Origin of the sequence: Shewanella psychropiezotolerans (assembly GCF_007197555.1) — a bacterium.
In the GTDB taxonomy this organism is placed as follows: Bacteria; Pseudomonadota; Gammaproteobacteria; order Enterobacterales; family Shewanellaceae; genus Shewanella; species Shewanella psychropiezotolerans.
Map to the genome: position 1 here is coordinate 2385264 of NZ_CP041614.1, position 18049 is coordinate 2403312.

Annotated in this window: 14 protein-coding genes and 2 pseudogenes; 6 read left to right on the forward strand and 10 right to left on the reverse strand. The window is 45.2% G+C overall.

The window, feature by feature from the left end; translation table 11 throughout:
* Positions 1-218 precede the first annotated feature (218 nt).
* The 3 genes and pseudogenes from FM037_RS10660 to FM037_RS10670 form a co-directional block, all read right to left on the reverse strand.
* Positions 219-1328, reverse strand: coding sequence for a putative bifunctional diguanylate cyclase/phosphodiesterase (locus FM037_RS10660; RefSeq protein WP_144045983.1), 1110 nt, complete (start codon positions 1326-1328; stop codon positions 219-221).
* A gap of 272 nt (positions 1329-1600) precedes the next feature.
* The gene (locus tag FM037_RS10665) at positions 1601-2719 is read right to left on the reverse strand and encodes a DUF481 domain-containing protein (protein ID WP_144045984.1); all 1119 of its coding nucleotides are present in this window, start codon (positions 2717-2719) and stop codon (positions 1601-1603) included.
* A 185-nt stretch (positions 2720-2904) separates the two neighbouring features.
* Positions 2905-3488, reverse strand: a pseudogene (locus FM037_RS10670) (arylesterase).
* Positions 3489-3522: 34 nt separating this feature from the next.
* Between FM037_RS10670 and FM037_RS10675 the strand changes: the two are divergent.
* The 3 genes and pseudogenes from FM037_RS10675 (at position 3523) to FM037_RS10685 (ending at position 7563) form a co-directional block, all read left to right on the forward strand.
* Positions 3523-4275: an ABC transporter ATP-binding protein gene (locus FM037_RS10675; protein ID WP_144045985.1), complete on the forward strand. Its 753-nt coding sequence runs from the start codon at positions 3523-3525 to the stop codon at positions 4273-4275.
* Positions 4275-6727, forward strand: a pseudogene (locus FM037_RS10680) (ABC transporter permease). Before FM037_RS10675 ends, FM037_RS10680 begins: the two are co-directional and overlap by 1 nt.
* A gap of 182 nt (positions 6728-6909) precedes the next feature.
* Complete coding sequence (locus tag FM037_RS10685) at positions 6910-7563, forward strand: START domain-containing protein (protein WP_229381149.1); 654 nt, start codon at positions 6910-6912, stop codon at positions 7561-7563.
* Between the two features lie 17 nt (positions 7564-7580).
* Here the strand turns inward: FM037_RS10685 and FM037_RS10690 are convergent, their stop codons facing one another.
* Together FM037_RS10690 and folX are read right to left on the reverse strand one after the other, a co-directional pair.
* Entirely contained in the window at positions 7581-8504 is a 924-nt protein-coding gene (locus tag FM037_RS10690; RefSeq protein ID WP_144045986.1) for a TIGR01777 family oxidoreductase, read from the reverse strand.
* A gap of 322 nt (positions 8505-8826) precedes the next feature.
* On the reverse strand, positions 8827-9201 hold the full coding sequence (gene folX / locus FM037_RS10695; protein WP_144045987.1) for a dihydroneopterin triphosphate 2'-epimerase: 375 nt from the start codon (positions 9199-9201) through the stop codon (positions 8827-8829).
* 95 nt (positions 9202-9296) lie between these two features.
* On the opposite strand from folX, the gene FM037_RS10700 reads away from it, so the two are divergent.
* Both FM037_RS10700 and FM037_RS10705 read left to right on the forward strand, forming a co-directional pair.
* Positions 9297-10376, forward strand: a complete 1080-nt coding sequence (locus FM037_RS10700) for an AI-2E family transporter (RefSeq protein ID WP_144045988.1) — start codon at positions 9297-9299, stop codon at positions 10374-10376.
* Positions 10377-10466: 90 nt separating this feature from the next.
* A complete protein-coding gene (locus FM037_RS10705) occupies positions 10467-11381 on the forward strand; it encodes a class I SAM-dependent methyltransferase (protein WP_144045989.1) in 915 nt (304 codons plus the stop codon).
* Positions 11382-11490: 109 nt separating this feature from the next.
* On the opposite strand, the gene FM037_RS10710 is transcribed toward FM037_RS10705, so the two are convergent.
* The 4 genes from FM037_RS10710 to ackA all read right to left on the reverse strand — a co-directional run bounded on the left by FM037_RS10710 (position 11491) and on the right by ackA (position 16543).
* Complete coding sequence (locus tag FM037_RS10710; protein WP_144045990.1) at positions 11491-11715, reverse strand: hypothetical protein; 225 nt, start codon at positions 11713-11715, stop codon at positions 11491-11493.
* Positions 11716-12273: 558 nt separating this feature from the next.
* Entirely contained in the window at positions 12274-12696 is a 423-nt protein-coding gene (locus FM037_RS10715) for a nuclear transport factor 2 family protein (RefSeq protein ID WP_144045991.1), read from the reverse strand.
* A gap of 374 nt (positions 12697-13070) precedes the next feature.
* Positions 13071-15218 (reverse strand): phosphate acetyltransferase, encoded by a 2148-nt coding sequence (pta, locus tag FM037_RS10720; RefSeq protein ID WP_144045992.1) that lies wholly within the window; start codon positions 15216-15218, stop codon positions 13071-13073.
* A gap of 128 nt (positions 15219-15346) precedes the next feature.
* On the reverse strand, positions 15347-16543 hold the full coding sequence (gene ackA, locus FM037_RS10725) for an acetate kinase (RefSeq protein ID WP_144045993.1): 1197 nt from the start codon (positions 16541-16543) through the stop codon (positions 15347-15349).
* Positions 16544-16736: 193 nt separating this feature from the next.
* Here ackA and yfbV point away from each other — a divergent pair, with 193 nt between their 5' ends.
* Positions 16737-17180: a terminus macrodomain insulation protein YfbV gene (yfbV, locus tag FM037_RS10730; RefSeq protein ID WP_144045994.1), complete on the forward strand. Its 444-nt coding sequence runs from the start codon at positions 16737-16739 to the stop codon at positions 17178-17180.
* 37 nt (positions 17181-17217) lie between these two features.
* Here yfbV and pflA read toward each other — a convergent pair whose 3' ends face one another.
* Complete coding sequence (gene pflA, locus FM037_RS10735; protein WP_144045995.1) at positions 17218-17958, reverse strand: pyruvate formate lyase 1-activating protein; 741 nt, start codon at positions 17956-17958, stop codon at positions 17218-17220.
* Between the last annotated feature and the right edge of the window lie 91 nt (positions 17959-18049).

The window sequence follows — 18049 nt, forward strand, 5'->3', positions numbered from 1 at the left end:
GTTTAATATTTTATCCATATAAAACAGGGTGAAGCATGACGAAACTAAACGCAGGAGTTGGATTAGATTAAATTTATTGTTTTCACGCTAGCCTGTATATATTTGTAACTAGTGCCTTCTATCAAGGTAAACCCGTATAAAAACATAGATGAGCATTATTTAGATCGTTGTATCTCTGGGGGAAAAGGTAGTGACCTATCTAGTCGATAAAACCAGGTTTAACAGGCTTTAATCTGAGAGATGTTAGCAAAATCCTTAAAATTAATTTTATCAAGTTTAATTGAAAAATCTTTTATATTAAGAGGTTTATCAAAATAATAACCCTGAATCTGGTCACAGCCAAGTGAAGATAAATATTGATATTGCACCTCTGTTTCTACGCCCTCAGCTACCACTCGCTTTCCTAGTTTATGGGCCTGCATGATGATAGCTTCGACAATTTTACAGGTGTCCTTGCTCTGAGGCAGTTGGTCGATAAACGACTTGTCGATTTTTAGCACGTCACAGGGAAATTGCACTAAATAGCTTAGGGATGAATAGCCAGTACCAAAATTATCGACTGAGATATGAATATCGAGATCTTTGAGGTGATTGAGTATCTTAATATTTTCTTCACAGCGCTCCATTAACAAGCGTTCAGTTATCTCTATTTCGAGTTTATTGCCAACCACCTGATATTTTCTTAGGGTACCTTGAACACAGGAAACCAGATCGCCTCGCTGAAATTCTCGGCTTGGGATGTTGACTGAGATCACCGGGACTTCAAGACCCTCCTCTTGCCATTGGCTGATCTGATTAATGACCTTGTCTAGTATATAGCTATCGAGCTTTAGGATCAGATCGCTCTGTTCGGCAACCGGAATAAACTCATTTTTAGGATGGTGCCACCTGATCAGCGCTTCTGCACCTGTGACTCTCTGGGTTTTTACATCTACTTTGGGTTGATAGACCATATGAAAATCATCATTAGCTAGGGCTAGCCTGATCTCCTGCTCTAGATATAATCGCTTCTGAGCTTTGGCTGTCATCTCATGGGAGAAATAGATAAAGCTGTTTTTACCATTTTTTTTGACCGATAGCATGGCGGTTTGGGCATTGCTGATTAAAGTTTCACTGTTTCCGGTGAATTGACTGTGGTAGCAGATACCAATACTGCAATAAAGATAGATTTCGTGGTTATCAATCTTTACAGGTATAGTGCTGGGTCTAATTATTTTTTCGGCAACAATTGCAGCATCAGATGCATTCTCTATAAAGTCAAGGTAGATAGCGAACTCATCTTCACCCACTCGGCAAAGGGCATCGTTACTCCTGATGATAGATTGCAATCACCGCGATCATGGTGCGATTATCTTAAATTGGCAATATATTTAGTGTTTTATCTTGATTTTTCATCAAAAAGTCCTTTTTTTGATAAGGTAAAACGAATTGAAATATGGACTCATTTGAAGATAGTTAAGGGGCGTATGTTTAGCAAGATCCCCACGCTGTATGCCTGTTCACAAGACTAAAAAGTCTAATCTGTGACTCTGTGATAACTGCTTGGCATAAAAAAGGCCGCAATGCGGCCTGGATAGTGAGTGATTATCCCATATGGGTATTAAATATCGATACCGAAACCGATAATGAACTGATAGTCATTTTGTTTAGGGAAGCTCATATCGGCATTTTGCTGTGGCTGGTTAATGTGATCCCAGACTAAAGAAAGATCTAAATCAAACATGTCGGTCAGTTCGATAGAGAAGCCGGCTAATGCATGGTGAGTATACCCGCCAGATGCATCACTACCATAGTTAACTCGGTAGAGTGTATTGAAGTCAATATCAGCGGTGATCTCTGTATCAAAAACGGTTTCAATCACTAGAGCTGCACTGGTTTCACTCTCACTTTGACCCTCTAAAACATCATCAAACTTAGTATAAGTGTATGCAGGACCGCCACTCACGCTCCAGTTCGTTTTGGATGAGTCGATAATGTCGTAACCGATACCGAAACCGACCGTAGCCTTATATTCATAGTTAAGAAAAGGGTCAATATAGATTTCAGCGAAGATAGGACGTAAATAGAACTGCTTCGATAAGTACCAGTCAAAATTGGTGTTAATACGGTGATTATTGATGGTGTTATCACCATCTGTTTTCGAGTAGTTACCTATATAATCAAGGTTGTATCTAGACTCTGTGGTGCGACGGAGTGCATTAGCTATGGCGCTATAATCGACTTGATCTGTATTCCCTGAACGTAGATTTGCACCTAGGGATATTTTGCTCGACCAGTAGTTCGCTTCTGTTTGCTCACCAGCGATAATCGTCATGATTTGAGTGCGGTCAAATTCAACGTCATCAATAAAAGTCTTGCCCTCTTTAATGAGCAATTTACCAGTACGCGTCGTAAGGTCGGTAAAGCCAACACTGACGACACTGTGGCTCTGAAGAACCTTAATATCATCCCAGTCAATGTATAAAGTATTGAGTTCATCACTCTCAAACTCTAATTTGTCATCATAAAGGTTTTTAACTTCACCTTTAAGGAGTTCATTAGAGCTTAACTGTATCCAATCAAAATCTGCATCGACAGGTGGAGATAAATCCCCTGGATTTAGCTGCACCATTTGAGGCTTTAAGGAACTGGTGGCAAGTGCACTAGTGCTGAAAATTAACGGTAGGCATAGGCCCGCTGCACTGATACAGAACGTGATGGTATTGAATGGGCTCTTCATAAGCCAGCTCCCTGAATAAACTAATTCTAAATATTTGCTTATTTTATATAAAAGGCTATTAAGCGGCAATTTTCTGCCGAGTTTATTATTTTTTCGGGAGGTGGAACACAGTTTTAGTGTTAAATAGCTAAAAGTTTAAAACTGCGCTTGAGAATGGGATAGTCAATTCGATGCCTGTGGTGGACTCACTCTAAAATTTGTGTCACCCAAGGCTGTACGAAGTCGGCAATCTGCATCTGTGCCTGAGCATTGGGGTGAATTCCGTCTCTTTGCATCAATTTGGGATAGATGGCGATATCTTTCATGAAGAAGGGCATAAGGGTTATTTCATGCTCCTCTGCCAACTGGCTATAGACATCGGCAAACATCTGCGCATATCTGGGGCCATAGTTTGGCGGTACCATGACCTCACTCAAGAGCACTTTTGCATGAGTCTGTTTGGATAAGATGATTATTTTTGTAAGATTTTCTTTCAGTTGTTGGGGAGTAAATCCGCGTAATCCGTCATTGCCTCCCAATTCAATCAAGACGAGCTTAGGTTTACCAGATTCAAGCAGGGCGGGGAGTCTACGTAATCCCCTGCCGTGGTTTCACCACTCACTGAGCCGTTTATTATCTCATGTTTCGGTAGTTGAGCTCTTAACAAATTGACCCAACCTTTATCTTCATCGATACCATAGCTTGCACTTAAGCTATCTCCTAGGATTAATATAGGGGCGGCTAATACTTGAGTGCTAACGAACAGGCAGGTTAAGGTTAGCAGAGTCAGGAAACGTCTAAGTAAGATGGAATAGAAGGGTTTTATGTCAGATATCAGTGCTATCACAGTTAAGAATCTCGTTAAGTCAGTGGCTACCCAAGAGGGAGAGCTTACTATCCTCAACGGCATCAATATGGATGTCAAGCATGGAGAAAGTATCGCTATTCTTGGGCCATCAGGGTCTGGGAAGTCGACCCTGCTCGGCTTACTCGCGGCGTTGGACTCTCCGAGTTCCGGTGAGATCATCTTAGACGGTATTGCCATACAGCATTTAGATGAAGAGAAGAAGGCGGCAATGCGAAAGCAGAAAGTCAGCTTTATTTTTCAATCATTCATGTTGGTCGATACACTCAATGCGTTGGAAAATGTCATGTTGCCCGCCGAATTGGCTGGAATATCTCAGGCCAAAGAGAAGGCTAAGGCCATGTTGGACAGAGTAGGCTTAAGTCATAGGCTGAATCATTTCCCCAATCAGCTCTCTGGTGGTGAGCAGCAACGCGTCGCCATCGCCAGAGCATTTATTTGTGAGCCCAAGGTGTTATTTGCCGATGAGCCCACGGGAAACCTGGATGCAGCCAATAGTAAGAAGGTGGCGGACATGTTGTTTGAGCTCAATCGCGAGAGCGAGACGACACTCGTGTTAGTGACTCACGATCTGGTGTTGGCTAAACGATGTGAGCGTCAGTTGCTGATGGACTCGGGTGAACTGAGTGAGGCTAGAAATAATATGTCAGATGCCACTAAGCCTAAGGTTGTCATAACAGATAGTCAGCTAGCTAAGGCGGAGGCGAGTTAATGGAGATGAGTCTGGCGTGGCGTTTGTTTAAACGTGAACTCTTACAAGGGCAACTAGTGCTCATCGTTTTGGCTATCACTCTGGCTGTGTTATCTGTGACAGGATTAGCACGAGTCAGTGAGCGATTACAGTTAGCCATCAATGGCCAAGCATCCAAATTTATAGCTGCCGATAGAATCATCAACTCACCGACTAAACTCGATGAGTCAATTCTCGCCAAAGCCGATGAGATAGGATTGGAGCGAGTCTCCAGCTTACAGTTTAACTCTATGGTATTTGCGGATGATAAATTTCAATTAGTCACGGTCCGTGCCGTGGAGCAGGGATATCCTCTTAAGGGCAAGATAGAGCTTAACTCGGATAGCCGTGTTTCCTTACCTGGCTTGGGAGAGATTTGGTTTGAAACCCGTTTGGGGGCTTATTGGGTTACCCCAAATCCTTAGAGCTAGGTAAGGCTCAGTTTACCTTGAGTGAGGAGATAGCACGCTTACCCGACGCCGGATTTAACCCATTTGCTTCCTCGCCCGTGGTCTTGATGCGTATGACGGATGTGGCCGGAACCGGTGTGATCCAGCCTGGCAGTCGAGTGACCTATCTGGCGCAATTTACCGGTAATGAGACTCAACTGAAACGGTTCGAAGCCTATGTTAAACCGCTGCTCAATAACAGTCAGCGTTGGATAGATGTGCAAACGGGTGACTCACCCATCGCCGATGCGGTTAAACGGGCGGAACGTTTCCTCTTACTCGCCAGTCTACTGGGTATTGCGCTGGCCTGTGCGGCTATCGGCATCGCCGCACAGAGGTATTGCCAACGTCATTATGATGTCGTCGCCATGCTTAAGACTTTCGGCGCTTCGGGTAAACAGATCCGGACCTTGTTTGGCATGCACTTGCTGTTAGTGACCTTGCTCGGGGTTGTGCTTGGTTTGCTCGGTGGTTTTGTTTTAGATATGGCAATCACCTTCTTGTTACCGCCTGAAATCGCCGCCTATTCTCCGCCTTTATCCAGACCTATATTACTGGGGCTCGCCACCGGATTTATCAGCGCCTTTATGTTCTCGGCCTACCCCTTGATGAGGTTATTATCTATTCCGCCTCTGCGGGTTTTGCAGCGTCAGTTAGAGGGATTGCAACTGGGGATGTGGCTTCATCTGCTATTGAGTCTGACTGCCATGGCGCTGTTGGGGTATCTGTATTCCGGCAGTCTGGTATTGACCCTGACGGTTGTCGCCGGTGTGCTCTTGCTGGGCTTACTATTGAGCGTGTTAGGTTTTTTCATGATCCGTATGGGTCATAGTGTGGGCATGAAAACCACTAACCCATTACAGTTAGCCCTAGCGGGTCTGAGACGTAGGGCGAAACAAAATGCCATACAGCTCGTGGGTTTCAGTAGTGCACTGGTATTATTGTTGACCATTTTCGCCTTGAGGCAAGACTTACTTAATGAATGGCAGAAGCAGCTGCCCGAAAATGCGCCAAATTATTTCTTAGTCAACATAGCTCCCGATGAGGTTAGCCCTTTAGAGCGCTATCTGGCTGCCAATACGGTTAAAACCACAGATATTTATCCTGTGGTCAGAGGTCGCTTAACGGCGGTGAATGGCGAGAAGTTCCTCACATCTGAGCAGGTAGAGGCAGGGGGCGAGGGCAGGCAAGGGATTTCACGTGAGCTCAACCTCACCTGGCGAGACAGTGTGCCGCCAAATAATGAAATACTGACAGGGGAATTTAATGTTAACTCAGACGAGGTGTCGGTTGAGTCGGGTATTGCGGAGCGCTTGGATCTTAAGATAGGCGATAGTCTGACCTATATCATAGATAACCAGACCTTAGTCGTTAAGGTTGGCAGTATTCGCGCCGTGCATTGGGAGACCATGCAGCCTAATTTCTTCATGATTTTCACTAAGGAGTCACTGGGGGCGTTTTCCTATACTTCGATGGCAAGCTTCTATCTCGAGGATAATAAGTCTCAGGTCATTCTGGATATCATCAAGCAATTTCCTACGGTATCCATCATAGATGTGGGCACCATGATCAAGCAGTTGCGACAGATAATCGATCAGGTTTCCCTGTCCCTCACCTTGGTGTTAGTGCTGGTGGTGTTGGCCAGTAGCCTGGTAATGATAGCGCAAACCGAGGCGGGCATGGCGAGCAGACAAAGAGAGCTGGCGGTGTTACGAACCTTCGGCGCATCGGGCTGGTTATTGAGGATGGCAACCGGACTCGAATTCGCCTTGCTGGGCACCATAGCCGGATTACTGGCGGTGATAGTTGCCGAGTTTATTCTCTATCTGCTCAAGACTCAGGTGTTCGAATTGAATGTCTATATGCACTGGCCTTGGTGGGGGCTGGCACCCTTGTGTGGTGCTGTCACTGTCGCACTTTTGGGTGTGTGGCGTTGCCGACAGTTGCTACAAAAGTCTTGCAGCGACTTGCTTAAAGCGGGCTAGCGTTCACGCTTTGATGAAGGCGAAGCCGCAAGGTTTCGCCTTTTTCATTTCGATTTACGGGCCCCTAGATTGCTTATTTTAACCGTTTATAGGCTTGCTATTACTCAGTGGGTTTCTGCAATTGAGAAGCTAGATCTATACTCACAGTAATGACATCTAATTGTGAGTTTAAAAGTCATGGTATGGTCTTTCTGAAGCTGGGGTTCTTATTATGTATTTCTGGTATTTTTTTCTCTTGTGAGATGCATGCCGAAGTGCAAAGAGTGCAAACCGCCCCCGTTGAGCATTGGCAACAAGCGTCTGCAAGAGGTCAAGCAGTCGTTTGGACTCGAGAAGTGCCAGGCACCTCGATCAAAGAGTTGAAGCTGGAGGCGATAATCGATGCGCCTATCGAACAGGTATGGCGAACGCTGACCCAAGTTGAGCATTACACCAAGTTCTTGCCTTATATGGATGAGATCAAGGTCGTCAAACAAGAGGGAGTGAATAGAGCTTATGTCTACCATAGAGTTAATCCGCCCCTGGTGAGTCAAAGAGACTATACCTTACTGGTAGTTAATGAAGTGGACACAGAGAAGGGGCGATATTATCGTTATTGGACCCAGAGGAACCAGTACGGACCTAAACCCATAAAGGGAATAGTACGTTTAGTCGTTTGTGATGGCAGCTGGTCTCTCACTGCTCGAGAAGATGGACGTACCCAGGCGACGTATTGGCTGTATACCGACCCTGCGGGCAGTATTCCAGCTTGGTTTGCCAATACTGTCAACACCAGCGGCTTGTACGATATCTTATGGGCCATAGAGGCCAGGGCCCAAGATCTGAGTTGGCAATAGCCTTTTAGGAATAGGTATTACTTGGCATTCTCTATCAGTGAAGAAAATGCCTGCTCTAACTCAGGATAGGTAAATTTAAAGCCCGCTTCCTCAGCTCTGGCGGGAAGTACGTATTGACCTTGGGTTAACAACTCTGACATCTCTCCCAACAGCAGCTTTAAAATAATGGTGGGCATTGGCATTAATGCCGGACGAGAGAGTGCTTGTCCTAGCAGTTTAGAAAACTTGTAATTACTCACGGGAGTGGGGGCGGTGGCATTAAAGATCCCCTGACATTTTGTCTGCTTGAGTAAAAACATGATTAAATTAATGTGGTCGTCTTGATGGATCCAACTCATCCCTTGCTGACCCGTCCCTATGGGTCCCCCTAAACCTAATTTAAACGGTAACAGCATTTTGGCCAGTGCACCGCCGGATAAACCTAATACCAGTCCAGTACGAATTATGCAGACTCTGGTGTTGTCTGACTGAGCGGATAGCGCAAGCTCCTCCCAGTGAGAGCAAACTCTTAAGGGGAAGTCATTGGTTGTTCTTTCATCGAGTGAGGTTAACACATAGGTCTCATCGATGGGCTGAGCACCTTGCTGGCCATAGATACCTACTGCAGATGCACTTATCAATACCTGAGGTGGACTATCACTGGCTTTAATTAACTCAGCAATACGTGAAGTCATGTCCCAGCGACTCTGACAAATCAATTGTTTCTGTTTTTCTGACCAACGTTTATTGACAATCGGCTCACCGGCAAGATTAATCACGGCGTCAAACTCATTAAAATCTGATAGTGAGGTCAAGTTTCCCAAGTATTGATGTTCTGCACCTAGCTGGTGGTGAGCCGAGGCGGGAGAGCGGGTTAAAATAGTCAGTTTATTTTCATGACTCAAGACTCTGACAAGCTGGTGGCCAATGAATCCTGTCGCACCTGTGAGCAATATTTTCATGGTTCAGCTTTTCTAAAGGTGAGATTAGTCATAGATTCAATTGTAGCAGAGAGATGTGTGTTGTCGCACAAAGCCTTTATATTTATGATGTTTTCGACATGTAAACGGACTGAAATTGAATTACTTGTCTATCATTATTGGCTAAGGTCTGTATTTAACTCGGGCGGGCTTGGTTCACTTTGGGACAGGGTAACCTGTGTAAACTCTGATGTGAGTGAATGTAGCGGCTGAAGTCAAGAACCTGAGATGTCAGGTTCTTGACTATCAATACGGGGTAAACTGGTCCAAATCATTAATCGGTATAGCTCGTGATTACTGACACTTACATCTTGTTATTTTTACTGTAGCAAAGCGAGAGAGACACAGAATCTGCGAAACGAAGTGCATGAGGCTTATCTATTTCGACACTTGCAAACTCGACCCAAGCGTGGTCGCTGGCGATGTTGAGCACCTGACCGGTAAGGTTTTCTAATAAATTAAATCGATTGTGTTCAACTAATTCGATGATTTTTTTGGTGATTGTGCGATAATTCAGCGCATCATCCATATTGTCACTGTTACGTGCTTTATTAGCACAATAATGAATTTCAGTATTGATTAAAATATCTTGTTTGTTTTGAATTTCGTCATCCTTGATGCCGATAAATGTCCTAAGACGTAGATTTTTGATGCGGATGATGGCGATTTCTGGTCTCATACTAGTCATTGCTCCATGCTGAAGTTATTTTTATTACGAGCTATTAGTTATTAAGCCTATCAATCTATTAGTTAATCATGAAGGATTATATTCATATGCCAAGAGTTGATACCCAATCTGTTGCGTATAAAGGTTTCGCGATCATGGCATTTATTGTCGTGATCTTAGCCGGAATTAAGGCGGCAAGCCCGATTGTGGTGCCATTTGTGCTTTCGGCATTCATTGCCGTGATCTGTAATCCGGTTATTGGCGGAATGACACGGTTTAAAGTGCCAAGATCTTTGGCTGTTCTCCTCTTGATGGTGTTTATTGTCATGCTGGGGTTGTGGTTAGCGCAAATTGTCGGCAGTTCAATCAATGAGTTTTCTAATCAGTTACCACACTATCGTGATCAGCTGGTGGAGCAATTTGGTTGGATTGTTCAAAAGCTGCAGAGACTCAATATCATCATCACCAAAGAGCAGATCTTGGACTATTTCGATCCCGGTATCGCCTTATCCATGACCACTAACATGTTAACTGGCGTGGGTGGTGTGATGGCTAATCTGTTTTTAATCATTCTTACCGTGGTGTTTATGCTGTTTGAGTCTCAGACCTTGCCTAGGAAGCTACATTTTGCTCTGGATGATCCTGAGATGAGAATGCAGCAGATAGATAAGTTTTTGCATTCGGTTAATCAGTATATGGTGATTAAGACGCTAGTGAGTCTGGCGACTGGTGTGATTGTTGGGTTCGGCCTGGCAATTATCGGGGTGGATTATGCGCTTTTATGGGGGGTCATCGCCTTCCTGTTTAATTACATTCCCAATATAGGTTCAATTATCGCCGCTATTCCTTCTGTGCTATTGGCATTTATTCAACTCGGCCCAGCAGCAGCAGGGGCAACGGCTCTGCTTTATTTCGGCACGAATATGGTCATGGGTAACGTAGTTGAGCCTAGATATATGGGTAAAGGTTTAGGTCTTTCTACCTTGGTTGTTTTCCTATCATTAATCTTCTGGGGCTGGTTATTAGGCTCAGTAGGCATGTTATTATCGGTACCCTTAACCATGATTGTCAAAATCGCCCTCGAATCGAGTCAGGGAGGGAGCTGGTTAGCGATATTGCTGGCCGATGATGTTGATGATGTTAAGCCGGATGATAATGATAAAGAGGATATGTCTCAGAACGTTTAAGTTTTGTCGGCGAGATTCGAATATTAACAAAGCCACTGATACGTGGTTTTGTTGTTTTTATAGAGAAATAAATTTCTACAAGTGAGAGAAATGCAGTTATTTTTTGATGAGTTGAATAAAATGACTCTGGGGGAGGAGGTTAATCGCCTTTTTCATGGTCGTGGTGGCTTATATCCAGGAGCTGAGCATATCTGTTTGGATTGGTACCCGCCAGTACTCCTGTTAACCAGTTTTAAGCCTCTGGAGCCTGATACCTTAGATAAGTCGGTAGAATTGATAAAACAAAGGTGGCACGTCCTTAAAGGCAGCGAACTGATAAACCTTGTTTATCAGTATCGCAGCGGCGGACGTACTCAAACCGATTTAATCGAGGGAAGTGTCCCGGATAAGCACACTGTCCTTGAGAACAGTGCCCAATACCATGTTCATCTGCTGAAAGGGCAGAATCATGGCCTGTTTCTCGATATGAAAAACGGCCGTCAATGGGTGAGGGAACATGCCCAAGGTAAAAAGGTACTCAATTTATTTTCATATACTTGTGCATTTTCAGTGGCAGCACTGCAAGGTGGCTGTGACAGTGTTGTTAATATCGATATGAGCAAGGGGGCATTGTCGATAGGTAAACAGAATCATCTACTCAATGGGTTCACTGCTGGCGCACGTTTTTTCGGCCATGATATCTTCAAGTCTTGGGGTAAGTTAACCAAACTTGGTCCCTATGAGATGATTATCGCCGATCCGCCAAGTAACCAGAAAGGCAGTTTCGTGGCGACAAAAGATTATTCCAGGCTGCTGAAACGTCTGCCTGAATTATTGACGCCCGATGGTGAGGTACTCTTGTGCTTAAATGCGCCTGAGTTGAGTATCGATTTTTTGATGAAGCAAGTGGAAGAGTTTAGCCCAATACTAGAATTTGTTGAGCAGCTGGCTAATCCAAGTGTTTTCGTGGATATCAGCAAAGACAAAGCGCTCAAGGTACTTAAATATAGGCGTAAAAACACCTAAGTTTCAATTATAGATACAAGGACAAAATACCAGTTAGAATGTAGGACTGGTATTTAATTTTGCTAATAGATTAAGAGATGTCCGCAGGATAACTACTCAAGCTAAAGAATCAATAATTCAGTCTTTCATGGATCGTCGATTGACCATGGGACTCGATAATATGCTCGACTTTTGCTTTATCTATATATTTTAAGGCTGATATCTCAGAGAAGAGTCTGTCCTGTACATCAATTGGCATGTTCATCATGTCCATAAACATGAATATATTGAGTGTGTCACCTTGACCAAACAGGTCAACCAGTCTTCCTGCTTCAAATTCAACAAGCGCATTCATTATTCCGTCCTCCAAAAACTCAATGACGTTCCCACAAATATTAATAGCTATCCTTAATTGATAGCAGTTTGAGGGCCGAAGCCTAGATTTTTTTGCAGCAAAAAAATCACACTTAGGCCTCAAGCGTATAAAAATGTGAAAGTCTTTCATCTTTTATAACGGTTTAAGGCTATTTTTAACGAATTTGACGATAGATTAAGCTTTCGAGTGAAACTAAACTGAAAGTTTTATGTAATTGCGGCAGGATGCCTGATATAATTAGTTCAAGAAGTAAGTAGAACATCTGCCACTTCCTATCATGGCAAAATGTCATCAAAGTAATGACATGCCTCAGACCTTACAAACTGGATTCGGAGTTGTTATGGAAGTTCAAGAATACGAAAGCGCATACTACCAAGTACAAGACGAAGTGATGGAGTCTTTACCTGTTGAGAAGGATGAAGATGCGTTTTTGGATTAGGGAACAATCCTCAATTCGAGAGTTAATCTAGCTTATGCTGGAATAAAAATAGCAAGCTTAGCTTGCTATTTTTTTGCCTGTTTTTTCCGTTCTACTTTCTAGTTAAGATTACCTTTCTCGAGTAATACTTCGGTAATCTCCCAACGCGAGCCAATTTTGTGCAGTCGAATGGTTCTATCGTCTATCCAGGCCTCACCCCCCTTTAGTCCCTGCATCTTGACGATAACGGTAACGTCGTCGGTGAACTTTCTGAAGAAGTCGATATCTATCTCTTCGATCTGCATGGTGACCTCTGTCATGGAGAGGTTGAGGACGTGCCTCTGTACCGCCGAAGCTATGTAGTAGTGGCTGAGCACCTCTTTCATGGGCTCATTGACAAATTGTTTGGCCTTGTTGACGTCTCGTTCCACATAGATGGCGTGAAAGAAGCCGAGAGAAACCTGTTCAGGTGTTCGGGTCGGTGCGCTATCAGGACTGCAACCGGCAAGAAAGAGGAGACTAAGTAGGGCGATAATTTTCATATAGATTATTTTTTATGGCTCGAATAAGGTTTGAGTCAGTATCGCTATTCTGCTGCAGCAAGGCAAGGCTGATGAGTGCATCAATCCTATTAAGTATTTTAATTCTTGACAGCGAAGCGTTATTCAGTCATATCTGAATGAATAACTTTTACTGGTTATCCACAGAATCTGTGGACAAGTATGTTGAAGACTAGATGCATAACTTTTAAGTTCATGTTTAATATGGACTTAAACTGCTGGTTAAAAAGTGACGCATTACTGTTTCGAATGATTTCTCGTCATCTGGTCGAGCTAGTTATCCACTTATTAAAAAAACCTCCCTAGCTTGTGGCTAGAGAGGTTTTTTGTTTTATACGTTAACCGACAGGCTTGATTTAAGCTTGCTCACTTTGTGAGGCTTGAATCGCTGTTAAGGCTATGGTGTAGACGATGTCGTCAACCAGGGCGCCACGAGACAGGTCATTGACGGGTTTGCGCATGCCCTGAAGCATAGGGCCGATACTGATCAGGTCGGCACTTCTCTGTACCGCCTTGTAGGTTGTATTACCCGTATTGAGATCAGGGAATACAAATACCGTTGCCTTGCCGGCCACAGGGCTATTAGGTGCCTTAGACAGGGCAACATTTGGCATTACTGCTGCATCGTATTGAAGTGGTCCGTCTATGATAAGGTCAGGACGCTTCTCTTTGGCGATTCGAGTCGCTTCACGCACTTTATCCACATCTGAACCTGTGCCTGAGTTGCCGGTAGAGTAGCTGATCATAGCCACTCTAGGCTCGATACCGAATGCGGCAGCCGATTCGGCAGACTGGATGGCGATATCGGCAAGTTGCTCGGCATTGGGATCTGGGTTGATGGCACAATCGCCGTAAACTAATACCTGATCTGGCATCAGCATGAAGAAGATAGACGAGACGAGACTCGCTCCCGGTGCTGTCTTTATCAGCTGTAAAGGAGGGCGTATGGTATTGGCTGTGGTATGAACTGCGCCAGAGACGATACCGTCAACTTCATTTTGAGCGACCATCATGGTGCCTAGCACCATGTTGTCTTCCAGTTGCTCACGAGCAACGACTTCAGTGAGTCCTTTGTGACGACGCAGATCCAACATAGGTTCAACGTAACGTTCACGGACAGTTTCCGGCTCGATTATCTCGATACCTTCGCCTAAGGTCACACCTTGTTGGTTTGCAATGCGTTCGATCTCTTCCCTGTTACCAAGCAAGATACACTTAGCTATTCCTCGCTCGGCACAGATACTGGCCGCCTCGATAGTGCGAGGCTCATTACCTTCGGGCAAAACTACGGTGCGGCGGGCGGCTCTCGCCAGCTCGGTTAGCTTATATCTGAATGCTGGAGGTGATAGGCGATGCTCACGAGGTGAGTTCTTGGTGGCAGACTCAATCCAATGTTGATCTATGTGACTGGCGACGAACTCCTGAACCTCTTCGATGCGCACGGCGTCATCCACTGGGACTTCATGATCGAAGCGCTGGATGTTGAGCGATGTCTGCCAAGTATTGGTATCGATAAGGAATACCGGTAGTCCGGTTTCGAAGGCTTGTTCACATAGGGCCATGATCTCTGGCTCTGGCTCATAACTGCCTGTGAGCAGCAGGGCACCGACCTTGATACCATTCATGGAGGCCAGACAAGCGGCGACGATGACATCTGAGCGATCGCCTGAGCTGACCAGTAGCGAGTCAGTTTTTATGTGAGTGACCATGTTGGGAATACTGCGGGCACAGAAGGTGACTTTACGCAGACGGCGGGTGTGCATATCACCGGCATTGATGATCTTAGCCCTAAGATGCTTGGCAAGATCGGAGGCGCGAGGTGCAACCAGATCCAGATTATAGGGCACACTGCCTAATATACGCAGTGAGCTCTTACCCGGTAGTTGGAACATATTTGCCGCATCGGGTCTTTGGATATCCTGATGATCGAAGACTTCTGAGAGATCCGGACGCGTGCGTCCTTCCTCATCGACCGGGGCACCAATCTTGTTGATGATGGCGCCTATGATACGTTTGTTCTTCTTTCCGCCCCATGAGTTATGGGCTATCTCTAAACGGTTCATCAAGGCCGTAGCGCTCTCATTGCCAGGTGTGGCAACAAAGATAACATCGGCATCCAGAGCCTTGGCGATAGCATAGTTAACATCGCCGGAAAACGGATGATTTCGGGTCTGTACCAGACCTTCAACGACCAAGGTTTCAGTTTCATCGGTATACTCACTGACGCGAGCGATGATCTGCTCCATCAATACATCGATTTTATCGGCGCGAACTAAGTTTTCCGCATGTTCCATCTCGAATGGTTCGAGTGGGTTAACTGTCGGAGACTTGCATAGGATGGTGGTCGAACGTTCAGGGCCCGCATCTTGTGGACGCTGTTGGGCGATAGGCTTGAAGAAGCGAACCTTAACACCGTGGTGCTCGAAGGCGCGAACCAGACCTAAACTGATAGAGGTGAGGCCTACGCCTGTACCTATGGGGATTAACATAATATTGCGAGACATAACAACCTCTTGGTGACGCTCGAAATGGCATGTTCTCTAATTTGAACATGCCGAACGATTTAGCTTACTCAATGACTTTCGTGACAGGCTCGAGGCAATCAATATGCCCCCAACCTGCATGTATTAATTTACTTCAGCAGACTCATGGCATCTTCTGCGATGACCCATTCTTCATTAGTCGGGATAACTAATGCGATAGGACCCTTGTCTGTGGTGATTTGACCTTGATTACCGAAACGTGCAGCCTTATTACGCTCATCATCAACCTCGAAGCTGAAGATTTCTAACAGGTTAAGCACCTTAGCTCGGATAAGATCTGAGTTCTCGCCTATGCCGCCGGTGAATACCAAGGCGTCCAGACGACCTAGTGGCACTGTGTATGAGGCGATATATTTAGCTAAGCGGTAGCAGAAGATATCCAATGCCAATGTGGCACCTTTATGACCTTGTTCATAAGCTTCTTCTATGCCGCGACAATCGTTGGTCAGCTCAGAGATCCCCAGCAAACCACTCTGCTTGTTCATCAGGTTGTTAACTTCATCTAAGGTGTAACCTAGACGGCTGACAAGATGATGTATGATGGATGGATCGATATCACCACAACGTGTACCCATGACTAAGCCTTCCAGAGGCGTGAGACCCATGGATGTATCGACACTCTTTCCGCCTTTGATGGCTGTGACCGAGGCGCCGTTGCCTAAGTGAGCACAGATGACATTGGTCTCTTCGATATTCTTACCGATAACCTTAGCTGCTTCACGGCTGACGAACAGGTGGCTGGTACCGTGCATACCATAACGACGTATACTGTTTTCACGATATAGCTTATAGGGAAGGGCATAGATAAAGGCTTTTTCCGGCATACTTTGGTGGAAAGCGGTATCGAATACGGCAACCTGAGGCTGGCTTGGGAAGGCGGCTTGGGCGGCGCGAATACCGATAAGGTGAGCCGGGTTATGCAGTGGTGCGAGAGCAGCGCAGTCTTCGATGCCTTGGACTACCGATTCGTCTATGATGACTGAATGAGTGAATTTCTCTCCGCCATGAACCACACGATGACCGATAGCCAAGATCTGTTCGGCAATTTGTGGGTGAGCGCTTAAGATATTATCAACGATATATTCTACTGCTTCGCGGTGAGCGGTGAATGCACCTAGGCTGGCTACTTGCTTCTCACCGTTGGCTTTCCACTTGATACGGGAGTCTTCTAGTCCAAAACATTCAGCAAGACCTGAGATCTGGTCATCGCCCGTAGAGGCGTCGATAACCGCAAATTTCAATGACGAGCTACCGCAATTAAGTACCAATACCAGTTTGTTTGACATGTTTAAACCTTTTGTAATGCTGTGATTATTTATCACTGAACAATATGACTTCATTGGCAATAATAGCCGAAGTCGCTAGAAGTGCTCCTATGTCGGAGCCTGGAACTGCTTAATTTAGCTATCGCAAGGCCTTGGGGCTCTATTGCTGCATGTGCTATGGTAAAAGCAGTATCCATATAAATAGGTGTCGTAGTTGAGCATTCAAGTTATCAAAACTCTGGGCGATGGTCGTCGATATATGAAGACTTGGCCTATGGTCAGACAACTTAGTTTTTACTTTCCCGAATACCGGGTCATCAGGGCGACTCAACTCGCAGTGACCTTGATGCCAGTGCTCGCCCTCTTGGCTGCTACGAGTCAAGTCTATATCCATGGTTGGGGGTTCTTGCCCCAGGCAATCACTATTGCCCTGTTTTTTCTTAGCTTACCTGTTCAAGGTCTGCTTTGGCTCGGCTGGCGTGCTCGCCATCCCTTGCCTCTGTCTCTGCTCGATTGGTGCGATCAACTGACCGCTAAACTGTCGAGTATGGGAGTCATACATAGTCCCCTTGGCCCGAGAGCTTGTTATCTCGACATGGCGCTGTTATTAAAGGCGGCATTTGAGCGATTAGACGATACTTATTGGGAAGAGCTTTAATTTTATCACTAATATTGAGCGAGTATCATCCATTCTACTAGTAGATGGCCTTGATCCCAGCGTCAACAAAGACCTGCTTTATCTGTTCCATGGTTTCACTCGACGGTGGTGAGATATTATCGAGTTGATATGTCTCTCCCATGGCTTCCCATTTATGTTTTCCCAGTTCGTGATAGGGCAGTAGTTCAACTTTCTCTATATTAGTCATTGGCTTGAGGAAGTTTGCCAGACGTTGTGCCGCGCCAATATCATCGGTGAAACCACCGACAACCACATAACGTATCCAGGTTTTTTGTTGTTTTTTATTCAGGTACTGGGCGAACTCTAAGGTGCGTTGATTGCTGACCTGTGTCAGGTCGATGTGTCTTTGATCGTCTATATGTTTTATATCGAGCAGCACCAGATCGGTATTATCTAGCAGCTCATCTATGATAGGCGTGTATTTACGTACAAAGCCATTGGTATCCAGGCAAGTGTGAATGCCTTCTTTCTTACATTCTGCGAATAGAGCCGAGACAAACTCCGCCTGCAATATAGCTTCGCCGCCACTGGCGGTTACCCCACCGCCACTCGCTTCGAGGAAGGGGCGATAGCTGATAATTTGTTCCATGAGCTCTTTCACTTCGACTTCTTGTCCACCGTGAAGATCCCAGGTATCGCGGTTGTGACAGTATTGGCAGCGCATCAGGCAACCTTGCATAAAAGCGATAAACCTTATGCCTGGTCCGTCTACAGTACCAAAGGATTCCAGTGAGTGGATCCGACCTTTTACTGTCATTATTTCTCCTTAATTTTGCTAAGTTAGGCTGTAGTTTATTTGGCTACAGCCTGACTCTATTGACGTTAACTAGGACTCATCTATATAAGAT

What these genes read in the sequence shown, in the direction of transcription:
- pflA (WP_144045995.1), bottom strand. Translation starts at nt 17,958, where the DNA reads ATGACAGTAAAAGGTCGGATCCACTCACTGGAATCCTTTGGTACTGTA.
- pta (WP_144045992.1), bottom strand. Translation starts at nt 15,218, where the DNA reads ATGTCTCGCAATATTATGTTAATCCCCATAGGTACAGGCGTAGGCCTC.
- FM037_RS10710 (WP_144045990.1), bottom strand. Translation starts at nt 11,715, where the DNA reads ATGAATGCGCTTGTTGAATTTGAAGCAGGAAGACTGGTTGACCTGTTT.
- FM037_RS10665 (WP_144045984.1), bottom strand. Translation starts at nt 2,719, where the DNA reads ATGAAGAGCCCATTCAATACCATCACGTTCTGTATCAGTGCAGCGGGC.
- folX (WP_144045987.1), bottom strand. Translation starts at nt 9,201, where the DNA reads ATGAGACCAGAAATCGCCATCATCCGCATCAAAAATCTACGTCTTAGG.
- FM037_RS10715 (WP_144045991.1), bottom strand. Translation starts at nt 12,696, where the DNA reads ATGAAAATTATCGCCCTACTTAGTCTCCTCTTTCTTGCCGGTTGCAGT.
- FM037_RS10690 (WP_144045986.1), bottom strand. Translation starts at nt 8,504, where the DNA reads ATGAAAATATTGCTCACAGGTGCGACAGGATTCATTGGCCACCAGCTT.
- FM037_RS10700 (WP_144045988.1), top strand. Translation starts at nt 9,297, where the DNA reads ATGCCAAGAGTTGATACCCAATCTGTTGCGTATAAAGGTTTCGCGATC.
- FM037_RS10705 (WP_144045989.1), top strand. Translation starts at nt 10,467, where the DNA reads ATGCAGTTATTTTTTGATGAGTTGAATAAAATGACTCTGGGGGAGGAG.
- ackA (WP_144045993.1), bottom strand. Translation starts at nt 16,543, where the DNA reads ATGTCAAACAAACTGGTATTGGTACTTAATTGCGGTAGCTCGTCATTG.
- FM037_RS10675 (WP_144045985.1), top strand. Translation starts at nt 3,523, where the DNA reads ATGTCAGATATCAGTGCTATCACAGTTAAGAATCTCGTTAAGTCAGTG.
- FM037_RS10685 (WP_229381149.1), top strand. Translation starts at nt 6,910, where the DNA reads ATGGTCTTTCTGAAGCTGGGGTTCTTATTATGTATTTCTGGTATTTTT.